Source organism: Kitasatospora sp. NPDC015120, assembly GCF_043080305.1.
Classification (GTDB): domain Bacteria; phylum Actinomycetota; class Actinomycetes; order Streptomycetales; family Streptomycetaceae; genus Kitasatospora.
This window is the reverse complement of record NZ_JBIBVJ010000001.1, coordinates 925,469-939,687: the sequence shown is the minus strand read 5'-3', so window position 1 is coordinate 939,687 and position 14,219 is coordinate 925,469. Positions and strand designations below refer to the sequence as shown.

Below are 14,219 nucleotides of genomic sequence, written 5' to 3'. Positions count from 1 at the left end.
CCGTGACTCCAAGGGGTGAGCGGCTGCGGGAGGCCGGCTCGCGGCGAGCGGCCCGTGCCCGGCGAGTGCGGGTGGCACTCGCCGGGCACGCGTCCGGCAGCGGAAGAACCGCCGGGAATTAGATCCAGCCGTACCAGGCGTAGGCCTTCAGGCTCTTCTCCGGCATGACCTTCTTCACGAAGTGAACGAGCTTCATGACAGCACCTCCATCTCAACGGGGAACGATGACGAACCACTTTTCGGCGGACGGCCCGCGAACCGCGGACTCCGGGACGGGCCCGACGGAATTCGTGCACTTCGCTTTCCGCCGCCGGGGAAAAGTGAATCCCAGCCCGAAAACACGGTCAAGTGACGCGGCACGCCCGCAGGATCACCGGCCCGGCAGGTTTGACGCCCCCTCGGCCGGCCCGGAGATCCTTGACGCGAGCGCGACAGCGCTGGTCAGCGGCAGGGTCGGCCGGTGGCGGGAAGGTGAACGGGGCGTTCCGCCCGGCGGGCCGGGCGGGGGCGGACGGGGACCGACGGAACGTTCGGTCTGCCCCTTGGGGCAGACCGGCTGCCCCTTCCGTTTCGCTCCCCGGCCCGCGCTCCTTTGACGGATCGTTACCGTGACTTCGCACCCGGGCGTCCGTTCCGCGTGGCGACGCCGCTACCCTGTGCTCCGCAGCGGAACGGCCGAGCGGCCGCCAAGCACTCGCTGGGGGCGATTGTGGTCGAACGTCTGGTGCTGGATCTCCACGCCGACGGCCGGATGTCCGTGACGGAGTGGCCGCCGGGAGACGAGGTCCCGGCGCCCGCCGTCGACGCCGGATGGCTGCACGGTCCCCTGGGCGACCCGGCCCTGGACGGCCTGCGCTGGTACCTGGAGGACTACCTCCGGACGCCGTTCGGCGCCTACGGCGAGCGCGGCCCGCACACCGCCCGCCAGCTCCCCGGCTGGGGCGCCCGGATGTTCTCCGCGCTGTTCGGGAGCGGCCCCGGCCGGGACGCCTACCGGCGGACCAGGGCACGGGCCCGGGCCCGCGGCAGCGCGCTGGAGATCGTGCTGCGCTCGGACTCCGCACCGCTGCTCGCCCTGCCCTGGGACCTGATGGCGGACCCGGACCACTCGTTCCCGCCGGCCCTCGACGAGGTGACGGTCACCCGGAGCCCCGCCGCGGCCGACCCCCGCGACGCGGTCACCGTCGCGGGCGGTTCACTCCTTCGGGTGCTGTTGGTGGCCGCCCCGCCGGACGGCCCGGGTGACGCCGCTCCCCGGACCACCGCCCTCCCCCTGCTGCGCCGGCTCGCGGCGCCGGGCGGCGCGGTCGAGCTCCGGGTCCTGCGCCCGGCGACCCTCGCCGGCCTCGGCGAGACGCTCCGGGCGGCACGCGAGGAGGGCCGGCCGTTCCGGATCGTGCACTTCGACGGCGCCGTCGTCGTCCCCGGCTCCGGGGCCGGGACGCGGGCCGGGGCCGGGACGCCGTTCGAGCCCGGGGCGCGGTTCGAGGCCGACGGCGCGCTGGCGTTCGAGAACCCGGAAGGGGGCGCGGAGCCGGTGCCGGTCCGGCGCGTCGCCCGGCTGCTGGCCTCCGCCGAGGTCCCGCTGGTGGTCCTGGGCACCCGGCGGTCGGGCAGCCCGGCCGGGCAGTCCGAGGCCGCCGCGGCCGGCCGGCTGCTCCGGGAGGGCGCCGCCGCCGTTCTCGCGCTGCCGTACGGGCTCGACCCGATGGCCACCGCCGGGTTCCTGACGGCGGTCTACACGCGGCTGGCCTCCGGCGTCCCGCTCACCCGGGCGGTCGCGGCCGGCCGCCGGCACCTCGCCGAACAGGACCGGCGCCCCTCCCCCAGGGGCCCGCTGCCACTGGCCGACTGGACGGTCCCGGCCCTCCACCGCCGGAGCGAGGTGATCTTCCCCGCGCCGCAGGCCGAAGGGACCGGGCCGCAGCTGGTGCTGTCCGACGACACCCCCGCCCCCGGCCCCGGCCCCGCCCGCAACGCCCCGGGCCACGCGGAAGGCCTGGCCGCCGTCGGGGCGTTCACCGGACGCGACGGCCTGCTGCTCCGGCTGGACGCGGCGGCCCGGCTCCACCGCGTGATCGTCCTTCACGGCCCCGCGGGCATCGGGAAGACGGAGCTGGCGAAGGCCTTCGGCCGCTGGTGGCGGGACACCGGCGCGGTGGACGGGCCGGACGCGGTGCTCCTGCACTCCTTCGCCCCGGGGGTGGCGTCGTTCGGCCTGGCCGGGGTCGTCGACCGGATCGGCCGGCGGCTGTTCACCCCCGAGGAGTTCGACCCGCTCGCGCCGGCCGAACGCCGGAAGGCCGTCGAGGAGGCGCTCGACACCAACGACGTGCTGCTGATCTGGGACGGCGTCGAGTCCCTGCACACGCGGCACGGCCCGGCCGGCGGCGTCCCGGCCCCGACCGAGGAGGAACGCGCCGAGCTCAAGGCCTTCCTCGAACGCGCGGCCCGGCGCGGACACGGCGCGGTCGTCCTCACCAGCCGGACCACCGAGGACTGGCTGGGCCCGGGACCGCTGCGGATCGAGGTGCCGGGCCTGGAGCCGGACGAGGCCGTCCTGTACGCCGACCAGCTGCTCGCCGACGACCCCGACACCGTCCGCAAACGCGGGCTGCGGGTCTTCGGGCAGTTGCTGGAGTGGCTGGACGGACACCCGCTGCGCATGCGGCTCGTGCTGTCCTCGCTCGGCGGCCACGAACCGTGGCACACCCTGGACACCCTGGCGCGCGCCGCGGCTGCCGCGGCCGGGGGTCCGCCGGGCGGGGAGCGGGAGGCCGGGGGACGGGAGGCCGGGGAGCGGGAGGCCGGAGACGCCGCGCTCGCCGTGAGCGCCGCCTACGCCCTGGACCGGCTTCCCGCCGCCGACCGTCGCGCGCTGGCGGCCGTCACGCTCTGCCACGGGACCGCCGACGCCACGGTGCTCGCCCTGCTCTCCCGCCAGCCGCTCGCGCCCGAACACTTCCGGAACCGCGGCACCGAGGACTGGCAGCGGCTGCTGGAAAGGGCGGCAGGCCTCGGTCTGCTCACCGCCTCGCACGGCACCGCCTTCGGCGTCCACCCGGCGGTCGCGGCCGTCCTCACCGCCCGGTGGCGCGCCGCGGAGCCCGCGTTCACCGAGCAGCACGCGGCCGCGGAGCAGGCCCTGCTCGGCGCCCAGGTCAACTTCTGCCTGCTGCTCGCCCGCGAACTGCTGGGCGGCAGCCGCGAGTTCGCCCTGACCGCGCTCGACCTCCAGCGGCGGACCATCGGCGCGCTGCTCGGCCGGGCCGTCGGGGACGGCCGGTGGCTGCAGGCCCGGGCACTCGTCCGGCCGCTGCCCGCCTACTGGAGCGCCCACGGGCTGGACACCGAGGCGCGCGGCTGGACCGACCTGGTGCGCACCGCCCTGGAGTCGGGCCCCGGCGGCCCTCCGCCGGCCGACACCCCGGCCGGCGCGCTCTGGCTGTCCGTCGTCGGCGCCGACGCCCGGCGCCTGGTCCGGGCAGGCCGGACGGAGGAGGCCGAACGCGCCTTCCGGGAGATCCACCAGGCCGTCGACCAGCGGCCGCCGGACCCCGACCAGCTCGACGACCTCGCGGACGGCTACCAGCAGCTCGGCCGGATCGCGGTGGACCGCGGCGAGTTTGACGACGCCGAGCAGTGGTACCTGCGCTCGCTGGCCGTGCTGGAACAGCTCGACGACGCCGACGGCGTCGCGCTCGGGCACCACCAGCTCGGGGTGATCGCCCACCGCCTCGGCCGGCCCGCCGACGCCGAGCGGCGCACCCGGCAGGCGCTCGACGCCTTCGAGCGCCTGGGCGAGCCGCAACGGGCGGCGGCCTGCCGGCACCAGCTCGGCGTGCTGGCCCAGGAACAGGGCCGCTCCGAGGAGGCCTACCTGTGGTTCGGGCGCGCCCTGGCCGGCGCCGACCGGCCCGCCGACCTCCCCCTCGTCACGGACCTCCACCACCGGCTCGCCGCCGTCGCCGCCGAACTGGGCCGCCTCGACGCGGCCGAGAAGTGGTGCAGGGAGGCCCTGGCCCTCGCCGAGGAGGCGGGCAGCCTGCCGGACACCGCCCGCAGCTGCCACCAGCTCGGCGTGCTGGCGACCGCCCGGGAACGGTTCGAGGAGGCCGAGTCCTGGCACCGCAGGGCGCTGGGGATCCGCCAGGACCTCGGCGACCGGCCCGGCACGGCCGCCAGCCAGCACCAGCTCGGCGTGGTCGCCGCCCACCGCGGCGACCTGGCCGGGGCGGAGACCTGGTACGCCCGGGCCCTGGAGGTCCGGGAGGAACTGGGTGACCAGGCCGGCGTCTCGGTCGGCCACCACCAGCTCGGCCTGGCCGCCCAGACCGGCGGCCGGGCGGCGGACGCCGAGGCCCGGTACCGCAAGGCCCTGGACGTCTCGCACCGGATCGGCGACACGCCGGGACTCGCACGGACCTTCGGCCAGTTCGGCCTGTTCGCCGCCGAGCAGGGGCGGCCGCGCGAGGCGATGGAGTGGCTGGTCCGCAGCATCACCTGCTACGAGGAGTTCCCGCACCCCCTGACCTGGCCGAGCGTGGTCAACCTCGGCCTCCTCGCCCGCGACCTCGGCCCCCGCGCCGTCGAACGCGCCTGGCGCTCCGTCACCGGCCGCCGCCTCCCCGACGCCGTCCGCGACCACGTCGGCGGCTGACCGGCCCCGCCGCACCCGGCCGGGGCCGGTCGGCGGACCCCGGCCCACCCGCCCCGCGCGACGGGGTCGTCCGGAGCCGTTCCTGCGGCTGCCGGGCCGAGCCGGCCAGCGGGACCTCGCGAGGGCCGGGTGGGTCCCTACGGGGCGGGGTGGTCGCCGAGCAGGAGGTGGCGGATCCGGGTGACCGTTTCCGTGTCGCGGGCCGTGACGAACGGCAGGGCGTTGCCGCCGGCGAGGTGGAACGGGGCGCCGGAGAGGGTGGTGTGGGCGCCGCCCGCCTCGGCGACCAGGAGCAGCCCGGCCGCGTGGTCCCAGGCGTTCTCCCAGGCGAACACGGTCGCGTCGAGGGCGCCGCGGGCGATCTCCAGGTACTCCAGACCCGCCGAGCCCGCGCACGGGCGGGCCCGGACGCCCTCGGTGCGCAGGCGGAGCAGCGCGCGCTTCGCCTCGGGGGTGGTGTGGAAGGGGTACGAGGCGGCGATCTCCAGCGGTGCGCCGGCGGCCGGCGAGCCGGCCCGCAGGGCGGCGCCGTCGAGGCGGGCGCCGCCGCCGCGCAGGGCCGTCGCCATGCGGTCGTGGGCCGGGGCGTACGTCCAGGAGGCCAGCAGCTCGCCGCGGTGGGCGAGGGCGACCAGGGTGCAGAACCCCTCGTCGCCGCGGACGAAGGTGCGGGTGCCGTCGATCGGGTCGACGATCCAGACCGGGCGGTCGCCGGCCAGTGCCGTGTACCGGCCGGGGTCGACGGCGACGCCCTCCTCCCCCACGACGACCGAGCCGGGGAGCAGCGCCGTGAGAGCGGCCGTCAGGTGCGCCTCGGCGCCCCGGTCGGCGACCGTCACCAGGTCGTGCGGGCCGTTCTTCTCGGCCACCTGGTCGGCGGTCAGCGCGCGGAAACGCGGCATGATCTCGGCGGCCGCCGCCCGTCGGACGGCCTCCTCCACCGGGCCCAGGCACTCCGCGGCGAATCTATCGTCGATCATCCGCCCATCACATCACAGCTTCTGTTTCCGGCGTCCCGACCGAACAGACGGACGGTCGGGGAGGCCCGGCGCACCCTCGGCGCCCTCCGCGCCCTCCGCGCCGTCCGTGCCCTCCGAGGCCGGGAGCATGCGCAGCGCCGCGAGCGCGAGCACCGCGGCCACCCCGGCCACGGCGGCCACGGCGGCGAGTGCCGCCCGCAGTCCGGCCACCGAAGCGGTCGGACCGACGGCGGCGGGCCCGGCCAGGAAGCCCCCGTAGCCGACGGAGGCGACCACGGCCACGGCGGAGGACCGCACCCCGGGGCGGGCCCGCGCCCCGGCCGGCGAGAGCAGCGCCGGCGCGCACACCGAGGTACCGAGGCCGGCCACGACCAGTCCCGCGAGCATCGCCCCCATGCCAGGGGCCAGCGCGGCGCCCAGGGTGCCGGCGGCCGCCACCGCCGCGCCCGGCGCGAGCAGCTGACGCCGCGGCCGTCGGCCGGCCAGCGCGTGCCCGGCCGGCCGGCCGACGGCGGCGGAGGCCGCGAACACCACCGGGCCGGCCGCGGCGGCGCCCGCGCCGGTGTGGTGGACGGTGCGCAGCATCACCGCGCTCCAGCTCTGCCAGGCGTTCCCGACCAGGAACGCCGGCGCGCACAGCACCCCGAGCAGCAGCAGCGGCCGGTTCGCGACACCCGCCCGCCGACGGTCGCGCCGCCGTGCTCCTCGCCGGGGGCGTTGCCGCCGACGGGCCCGGGAGGCCGAGCACGGCCGCGCCCCCGGCGAGGAGCACGGCCACCGCCGCCAGGAGCGTGCCGGCCGCGAGGCCGCGCCCCAGCGCGAGGCCCGCCGCGAGGGCGCCGCACACCACGCAGGCCGAGAAGCAGGCGTGGGCGGCGTTCATCAGCGGGCCGGAGCGGCTCTCCTCCGCGCCGGCCGGCGCGTTGACGCCGACGTCGACGGCCCCGGAGGCCGCGCCGAGGACGGCGAGCGCGGCCATCAGCGCCGGTGCGCCGCGCGCCGGACCGGCAGCACGGCCGCGACCGCCATCAGCAGCAGGAGCACCGCGACGGCGGAGCGGCCGGAGCGGTCCACGGCCGCACCGGCCGGCCGCATCGAGCAGAGCGCGCCGAGGCCGATCATCAGGACGGCGATCCCGAGTTCGCCGTCGTCCACCCCCGCCCGCCGCTGGACCTCCGGGATCAGTGCGCCCCAGGCGCCCCAGAACACCCCGAACACGGCGAACCCCAGCAGCACCCGTCCCCGTTCCCGCACCGTCGGAACCGGCCCCCATCGGTCGCGCCGCCGTCCGCGGAGGATGATGCCCGCCTGCGGCCCCGGCGCGCTCCGCCGCCGACGGCGCACGGGAGCGCGGCCCGGCGCGTCGGCGGGGTTGGGCGCCCCCGGGGGACGGCGGCCGGGCCGGACGGGGGGTCAGCGCGGGTCGCGGCCCAGGGCCCGGCGCAGCACGAGGTGGGTCAGCCAGGCCATGCCGAAGGTGAACGGTGCGGCGGTGTTGTCGGCGGGACCGGGGACGAGCGAGCAGACCACCATGACGGCGAGCGGTGTCCGGACGCGCAGCAGCGCCCGGCGGACGGCGGCCGCACCCGGGGCCGGTGGCGCGCCCGAGGCGGGCCGGGCGAGTGCGGCGAGCCACGGAACGAGCAGGCCCAGGACCGCGAGCGGCACGGTGAGGCCGGTGTGCTTCACCGCCTCGAAGACCGTCCAGGCGAACAGGGCGACGCCGAGCACGCCCCAGCCGACGCGGGCGGCGGCGCCCACGATGCCGAGGCCGGGTGCGGCGGTGCGGTCGGCGCTCTCGTACGTCACGGATCTCTCCCCCGGTGCGTCGTGCGCCCGCCCGTCCCGGGCGGTGCCACCGGCAGTATGCGGCGCCCCGCCCCGCCGGGGCACCCCGGCCGCACCCCGGAACGGGTCAGCGGCCGCTGACGGCTCGCGGTGCGCAGTGGTCACGGGCCTCGGCCAGGGCGGCGGCGAGGGCCTCGGGACGGCGGGTGGAGAGGTAGACGTAGGGGCAGAGCAGGGAGGGCTCGGCGACCTCGACGCGGACCGCACGCGGGAGGTAACCGCGGATGAGCAGGCGGGCCCTGGGCCCGGCCAGCCGGGTGCGCCAGGCGAAGGCGCCGTCCTCGTCGAGCACCTCGACGGCCCCAGTGTGCTCGCCGCGCAGCACGACCGGTCCCGCCACCAGGACGCCGTCGCAGACCCTGATCCGGACCGCGCCGTACCCGTTCAGCGCCGGGGCGACGACGGCGAGCAGCAGGGCTCCGCCGGCGAGCGCGGTCAGCGGGCCGAGCGGGAGCAGCGCGGCCGTGAGCGCGGCGGCGGCCGCCAGGGCCGCCAGCCACCAGCGCAGCGGGACGGAGAGTCGTTCGTCGTAGATCACCACATCCGGGATGCTGCCACGTCACCGCCCCGTGCCCGCAGCCGGGCCGGGCCGGCGGCGGTGCGGGCGTGGCGGCGGCCCGCGGGTCGCCCGGTCCCGGGCTCAGGCCGGGTCGTGCCAGGAGAAGGCGGCGATCCGCCAGCCCTCGGGGGTGCGGACGAACTGGAAGGTCTTCGTCCCGCCGCCCTCGTACGGCTCGCCGTCCAGGGTGCCGGACTTGCGGTACTCGCCGATGCGGGAGGCGACGTCCCCCGCGATCTCGGTGCGCTCGGAGGTCTCCCACTCCGCGAAGCCCACCAGCCGGCCGTCGTTCAGCAGCCGCTCGCGCGGCGCGACGAACTCCTCGACGGAGTAGACCGTGAACGTCGGGGAGGTGCTGACGATCACTCCCTGCGGGAGCATCAGCCGCCGGATCCGGGCCACGTCGGCCCGCTCGCCGCCGCGGTTGTCGAACGCGGCGAAGAACTCGGCGGTCAGCCGGTCGATCTCGGTCTTGGACATGGGCCCGACCGTAGCACCGCAGAAGTCCGCCGGTCAGCCGTTCGGTGCCATGTCACACACCGTCAAACCACGGGTCCGGACCCGGGTGTCGCAGATGTGGTGATGTCGCGCCCCTGTGGTGAACGCCCCGAGGTGGCTAGCATGAGCATGCCGTCGAACAGGTATCCACCGACCCTCTACGGGAGGAACCCTCATGAGCGCACAGCTTCTGGAGATCCGCGACGCCGGTCTGCTCGACATCGACGAGGAGACCATCGCCTTCGAGGACGAGTTCGACGCGGACCTCGCCCCGGTGGCCTGTCTCGACGACCCGTGGGTCACCTACGTCCCCACCCGTTTCGAGTGCGGGCTCGACTACTGACCTCCGTCGGGAGCTCCGCGTAGGAAGGTGACCGCCGGGCGGGCGTCCGCGCGGCGGTCACCGCGCTGCCGGGCCGGGGGAACCGGCGGCGGCTCGCGGCACGCAGGGCACGGGGCACGGATCACGGGGCACGGATCACGGGAGGGGTGGCTCGGCGATGGCGGCGGCAGGCGGGTCCGGTGACGGGGCGGCCGGGGAGGTGCGGTCCCGGATCGCGGCCCACCTGAGCGCGGCGGCCGGCCCACGCCGCCGGCTGCACGCCGGCGACGGCTGGCTGTACCTGCACGACCCGCGGATGCCCGCCCTCGCCCACGGCTGGAAGCTCCACCTCTCCGGCCGGCCCGAGCACCTGGCGGACCTGGTCGACCTGGTGCTCCCCGTCCTGCTCCGCCACCGCTGCGACGCCAAGTTCGCCGCCGACGCCGCCGTACTGGGGCGGCTCAACTCCGGGCTGCGCGGCGCCGCGGCCGTCGGCAAGGCGGTGACGGTCTACCCGGCACCGGGCGGGATCGAGGCACTGGCGGGCGAGTTGGCCGAGGTGCTGGCGGGCCGTCCCGGCCCCCGGGTGGTCAGCGACCGGCGGCTGCGGGCGGACGCCCCGGTCTACTACCGCTACGGGCCCTTCCGGGTCACCGACGAGGACCCGGACCTCGTGATGACCGGCCCCGCCGGGGAGGCCTTCCCCGGGCTGGCCGGCGGTGCCTACCGCCAACCGCCCTGGGCGGCGGACCCGTTCGCCGCCCGCGCCGCGCGACCGGAGGCGAGCACCCGGGTCGGCGACGGCCGCTACCGGATCACCGCCGGGATCACCCGCTCACCGAACGGCCACGTCTACCGCGCCGTCGAACTCGCCACCGGGCGGGCGGTGGTGGTCAAGCAGGCGCGTGCCTTCGTCGCCGAGGACCCGTCCGGCACCGACGCCCGCGGCCGGCTCCGGCACGAACGGCGGGTGCTGGCCGCGCTCGACGGGGTGCCCGGGGTGCCGCGCCTGGTCGACTACTTCCGGCACGGCGAGGACGAGTACCTGGTGAGCACCGCCCGCGGGCCCCGGGACCTGCGCCGCGACGTCCTCGCCGCGGGCCCGTACCACCCGGCCGGCGGCGGCGCGGACGGCCGGGACTGGTGGGCGCTGGCGCGCGGGCTGCTGGCCGTCCTGGACGCGGTGCACGCGCGGGGCGTGGTGGTGTGCGACCTCAAGCCGGCCAATGTGGTGCTCGACGGCCCGGTCGGCTGCTCGCTGGTCGACTTCGGCGTCAGCTCCCTCGCCGGCGACCGGCCCGAGGGCGCCACCCGCGGCTACGGCCTGCCCGGCGCGGGCGCGGCGCGGCCCGCCGACGACTACTACGCGCTCGGCGCCACCCTGCACTGGGCCGCCACCGGACTCGACCCGGTGGTGATCGACCCGGACCCGGCCGTCAACCGCGAGCGCACCCTCGCCTGCCTGGCCGGAGCGCTGCCCTCGGACAGTCCCGCCACGACGCCGGCCGCGGGGCCGGGCACGGGGCCGGGCACGGTGGCGGACGCCGTGGTGGCGGTGGTGGCCGGACTGCTGAGCCCCGACGCCGGGGAGCGGACCTCGGCCGCCGCCCGGCTGCGGCGCGACACCCCCCTCCGCCCCGCCGGACCCTCCCGGCGGCCGGCGGCGGTGACCGGCGACCTGCTCGCCGAGACCGTCCGGCACACCCTCGACCGCTGCGTCCGGATGGCCCACGAGCTGGTCGGGGCCGGCCCCCGGGGCGGGCAGCCGCGCACCCTGCTGTCGTTCTACGACGGCGCCGCCGGACTCGGCCTGGAACTGCTCCAGCACCCGGACCGGCCGGAGGTCCGCGCGGCGGCCGCCGCGCTCGCCCGCTGGACCGCCGCCCACCCCGCCCTGGGCCGCCTCGGCCCGGGGCTGTACGACGGCCGCGCCGGCGTCGACCTGTTCCTCGCCCACGCGGCCCGGCTGCTCGGCACCGAGCGGCCCTGCGCCGGGGGCGGGGCACCGGGCGCGGGCGGGGCGCTCGGCGAGGACCTCCCGGCCGACCAGGTCTCCGGCGCCGCCGGGATCGGCACCGCGCGGCTCCTGCTGGCCCGCGCGGCCCGCGCCGACGGCCGTCCGCAGGAGGCCGCGCAGCACCTGGCGGTGGCCGCCGAGTGCGCCCGGCGGCTGACCGACGGCCGCCCCACCGACCCCCGGGAGGATCCCGGCCCGGCGACGGCGGCACTCGTGGAGGGTTTCGCCCACGGCCGGGCCGGTCTGGCGCACTTCCTCCTCGCCCTGCCCGGCGGGGACCCGGAGGCCGCCCGGCGCCTGGTCGACGGCCTCGCCGCGGACGTCCCCCGGCTCGCGGCGGCCGCCCGCGCCCCCGGTGCGACCCGGCGCTACGGCTCCTGGTGCCGCGGGCTCGCCGGCATCGGCAGCGTCCTGGTCCAGGCCGCCCGTCACTACCGCGAACCGGCGCTGCTCGGCCGGGCCGCCGAGGCGGCGGCCGTCTGCCGCGCGCTCGCGCCGCGGATGGGCATGACCGGCCAGTGCTGCGGCCTCGCCGGCGTCGGCGAGCTGCTGGCCGACCTGGCCTCGGCCACCGGGGAGGAACGCCACTGGCGGGCCGCCGAGGAGGTCGCCGGCCTGATCCTGACCCGCGCCGGCGGGCCCCCGGGCCGCCCGCTCCTGCCCGGCGGCGACCCCGGCGCGGAGTCCCGCGCCTGGGCCGTCGGCACCCCCGGGGTGCTCGGCTTCCTCCGCCGGCTCCACCTGCGGGGCGGGCCGCGTCCGGGCCTGCTGGTCCCGGCCCGATCCGGCGATTTCGATTTCTGATCATCAGTTGGTAGTTTCTTCCTCGTCGAGAGGGCGGGCCGCGCAGGCGGCGGAAAGCCCGTTCGGCCAGGCGTCGGTGGTGCATTGGCAGCACGCCCGCTTTCAGCGGGAAGAGTTCGTTCGATTCGGGCCCGGCGCTCCGATCCCCGGGGGCGGCAACCGTGTGACGGGTGCCGCCCCCGTGCTGCATCCGCCGCCCCGTCGTCGCCGGCTCCGGCTCCGGGAGGAGACTGCTCCCCGTGACCCAGTTGCTCTCGCGCTCGGCCGTCGAGGCCGCCCTGGACATCCCGACCGTGCTCGCGGCGCTCGAAGCGGGCTTCCGCACGGCCGACCGGCTCCCGGCCGCCCACCGGGTGGGCGCCCGGCTGCCCGGCCCCGGAACCGCCATGTGCCTCGTTCCCGGGCTGCTCCCCGACGTGCCCGCGTACACCGTGAAGGTCAACGCCAAGTTCCCGGCCGCCACCCCCGCCCTGCGCGGGATCGTCTGCCTGCACGCCCTCGCCGACGGCGAACTGCTCGCGCTGCTCGACTCTGCCTCCGTCACCGCCTGGCGGACCGGGCTGGCCGCCGCCCTGGCCACCCACACGCTCGCCCCGGACCATGCGACGACGGTCGCCGTCATCGGCGCCGGCGCCCAGAACCGGACCGCGCTGCGGGCCCTGCGCACCCTGCGGCCGATCGACGAGGTGTACGCCTACGACCTCGACCCGCAGCGCGCCGCGGCCGTCGGGCGGGCCGTGCCCACCGCACGCGCCGCCGTCGAGGCCGCCGACATCGTCCTCGTCGCCACCTGGTCGCGCGAGCCGCTGCTCGACGCCGACGTGCTGCGGCCCGGCCTCCACCTCACCAGCCTCGGCTTCGACGAACCCGGCAAGACCGAGCTCTCCCCCGCCCTGCTGCGCGCCGCCCGCCTCGTCGTGGACGACCCTGTCCTCGCCGCCGCCTCCGGCGTCCTGCACGGCGCCGCCCCCGACCCGGACCCCGCCACCCGGCTCGGCGACATCCTGCGCGGCGACGCCCCGGCCCGCCCCGACGACCGTCCCACCGTCTTCGCCCCGGTCGGCCTCCCCTGGCAGGACCTCGCCCTCGCCTGGCCCGTCCACCTCGCCGCCCGCGCCGACCCCGCGACGCCCTCCTTCACCTTCCACTGACCGCCCCCCGCGCTCCGCCGGGCGCCCTTCTGGTACCGCCTCCCCACGGCTACCGTCCTTCCAGGACACCGACGGCCCGGAGCCGGCCCGCCGGTTCCGCCCGCCGTTCGACGGAGGAGACGACCGTGGAGAAGTTCGTTCCGAAGTTCCAGGGCGCGCCGTGGACCGACGGCGCCCGCGCCCTGCACGTCTACGCCGTTCCCGACCTGCGGGCCGACCTCCGACTCGCGGGCCTGGTCCGCGAGTGCCGTGCCGCGATGCGCCCCTTCCCGATCACCCGGCTGGACGACGACACCCTGCACTGCACCCTCGACATGATCGCCGACACCACCGCCGACCGGATCACCGCCGGCGAGCGCGGCGACCTCGTCACGGCCCTGCGCGAGGACCTCGCCGCCACCGGCCCGTTCGAGGTGATGGCCGGCTCGCCGATCGCCGGGCTCGGCGGGGCCTTCCTGGACCTCTTCCCCGACGACGCCCTGGTGGACCTGCGCGAACGCGTCCGCGACGCCATCCGCCGCACCCGCGGCCCCGGCGCCCTGCGGCACGACGGCGGCCGTCCGCACATCTCGCTCGGCTACGCGTGGACCGAGGGCTCCTCCGACGCCCTCCAGACGGCCTTCCGCCGCATCTCCCCCAGCCACGCCCCTGTCCGCGTCCGCGCCGTCGAGCTGCTCGACGTGCGCTTCCGGCTGCGCCCCCGCCCCGGCCGGCAGAGCGCCTGGGAGCTCTCCTGGACCCCGGTGGCGACCGTCCCCCTCGCCGGCGCCTGACCCGCCCGCCGCGCGGGGGCGCCGGGCGACGCCCGGCCGTCCGGTCAGGCGGGCTGCCAGAGCTCGATCCGGCGGCCCTCGGGATCGGTGACCCAGCCGAACCGGCCGACCCCGGCCATGTCCTGCGTCTCCTCGGCCACCTCCGCGCCCTTCTCCCGCAGTTGCGCGAGCATCGCGTCCAGGTCCCGGACCCGGAAGTTGACCATGGTCTGCTGCTCGCGGGAGCCGAAGTAGCCGGTCCCGGAGTCGAAGGCCGCGAAGACCGTCGGCCCCGCGTCCGGCTGCCACAGGCCGTGGCCGTCGATGTCCAGGCCGAGGCAGTCGCGGTACCAGGCCGTCAGGGCCTCGGGGTCGGCCGCGCGCAGGAAGTACCCGCCGATGCCAAGCACGTGTTCCATGCCCGTCATCCTGCCAGGGCGGAGGTGGAGCGGCCCGGCGGCGCCGCTCGGCGGCCGGCCACCCGCCCGGCCTCGGTCCGCGACCGCAGGACCCCCGCGACCACCCGGGACCGGGGCGGGACCGTGCCGCCGCCGTCCCGCGTCACCGCCGACCCGGTCACGGCCCCCGAGCTCCCGCGGACGCCGGCCGGCCGGAACGCGAGGGCCGA

General features: G+C 77.8%; 13 protein-coding genes and 1 tRNA gene. 6 read left to right on the top strand and 8 right to left on the bottom strand.

Annotated features, from left to right (window positions below):
* Nucleotides 1-118: 118 nt before the first annotated feature.
* Nucleotides 119-196: a tryptorubin family RiPP precursor gene (locus tag ACF1AK_RS04345; RefSeq protein WP_350540985.1), complete on the bottom strand. Its 78-nt coding sequence runs from the start codon at nt 194-196 to the stop codon at nt 119-121.
* Between the two features lie 513 nt (nt 197-709).
* On the opposite strand from ACF1AK_RS04345, the gene ACF1AK_RS04340 reads away from it, so the two are divergent.
* Nucleotides 710-4,660, top strand: a complete 3,951-nt coding sequence (locus ACF1AK_RS04340) for a tetratricopeptide repeat protein (RefSeq protein WP_391497225.1) — start codon at nt 710-712, stop codon at nt 4,658-4,660.
* 137 nt (nt 4,661-4,797) lie between these two features.
* On the opposite strand, the gene ACF1AK_RS04335 is transcribed toward ACF1AK_RS04340, so the two are convergent.
* The 6 genes from ACF1AK_RS04335 to ACF1AK_RS04310 all read right to left on the bottom strand — a co-directional run bounded on the left by ACF1AK_RS04335 (nt 4,798) and on the right by ACF1AK_RS04310 (nt 8,527).
* Nucleotides 4,798-5,640 carry an inositol monophosphatase family protein gene (locus tag ACF1AK_RS04335; protein ID WP_391497224.1) on the bottom strand — a complete coding sequence of 281 codons (843 nt, stop codon included), beginning with the start codon at nt 5,638-5,640 and terminating at the stop codon, nt 4,798-4,800.
* Between the two features lie 12 nt (nt 5,641-5,652).
* Nucleotides 5,653-6,282: an MFS transporter gene (locus ACF1AK_RS04330; RefSeq protein ID WP_391497223.1), complete on the bottom strand. Its 630-nt coding sequence runs from the start codon at nt 6,280-6,282 to the stop codon at nt 5,653-5,655.
* A 336-nt stretch (nt 6,283-6,618) separates the two neighbouring features.
* Complete coding sequence (locus tag ACF1AK_RS04325; RefSeq protein WP_391497222.1) at nt 6,619-6,876, bottom strand: hypothetical protein; 258 nt, start codon at nt 6,874-6,876, stop codon at nt 6,619-6,621.
* 177 nt (nt 6,877-7,053) lie between these two features.
* Nucleotides 7,054-7,449 carry a hypothetical protein gene (locus ACF1AK_RS04320; RefSeq protein WP_391497221.1) on the bottom strand — a complete coding sequence of 132 codons (396 nt, stop codon included), beginning with the start codon at nt 7,447-7,449 and terminating at the stop codon, nt 7,054-7,056.
* A 106-nt stretch (nt 7,450-7,555) separates the two neighbouring features.
* Nucleotides 7,556-8,029 carry a DUF3093 family protein gene (locus ACF1AK_RS04315; RefSeq protein WP_380295597.1) on the bottom strand — a complete coding sequence of 158 codons (474 nt, stop codon included), beginning with the start codon at nt 8,027-8,029 and terminating at the stop codon, nt 7,556-7,558.
* Between the two features lie 99 nt (nt 8,030-8,128).
* Nucleotides 8,129-8,527 carry a nuclear transport factor 2 family protein gene (locus ACF1AK_RS04310; RefSeq protein WP_391497220.1) on the bottom strand — a complete coding sequence of 133 codons (399 nt, stop codon included), beginning with the start codon at nt 8,525-8,527 and terminating at the stop codon, nt 8,129-8,131.
* 193 nt (nt 8,528-8,720) lie between these two features.
* Between ACF1AK_RS04310 and ACF1AK_RS04305 the strand changes: the two genes are divergently transcribed.
* The 5 genes from ACF1AK_RS04305 (at nt 8,721) to ACF1AK_RS04285 (ending at nt 13,612) form a co-directional block, all read left to right on the top strand.
* Nucleotides 8,721-8,888, top strand: coding sequence for an SflA family class IV lanthipeptide (locus ACF1AK_RS04305; RefSeq protein WP_391497219.1), 168 nt, complete (start codon nt 8,721-8,723; stop codon nt 8,886-8,888).
* A 157-nt stretch (nt 8,889-9,045) separates the two neighbouring features.
* Nucleotides 9,046-11,688: a class IV lanthionine synthetase LanL gene (lanL, locus tag ACF1AK_RS04300; protein ID WP_391497218.1), complete on the top strand. Its 2,643-nt coding sequence runs from the start codon at nt 9,046-9,048 to the stop codon at nt 11,686-11,688.
* Nucleotides 11,689-11,758: 70 nt separating this feature from the next.
* Nucleotides 11,759-11,827, top strand: a tRNA-Glu gene (locus ACF1AK_RS04295).
* A gap of 100 nt (nt 11,828-11,927) precedes the next feature.
* A complete protein-coding gene (locus ACF1AK_RS04290; protein WP_391497217.1) occupies nt 11,928-12,839 on the top strand; it encodes an ornithine cyclodeaminase family protein in 912 nt (303 codons plus the stop codon).
* A 125-nt stretch (nt 12,840-12,964) separates the two neighbouring features.
* Nucleotides 12,965-13,612 carry a 2'-5' RNA ligase family protein gene (locus ACF1AK_RS04285; RefSeq protein WP_391497216.1) on the top strand — a complete coding sequence of 216 codons (648 nt, stop codon included), beginning with the start codon at nt 12,965-12,967 and terminating at the stop codon, nt 13,610-13,612.
* A 44-nt stretch (nt 13,613-13,656) separates the two neighbouring features.
* Here the strand turns inward: ACF1AK_RS04285 and ACF1AK_RS04280 are convergent, their stop codons facing one another.
* Nucleotides 13,657-14,010, bottom strand: coding sequence for a VOC family protein (locus ACF1AK_RS04280; RefSeq protein ID WP_391497215.1), 354 nt, complete (start codon nt 14,008-14,010; stop codon nt 13,657-13,659).
* Between the last annotated feature and the right edge of the window lie 209 nt (nt 14,011-14,219).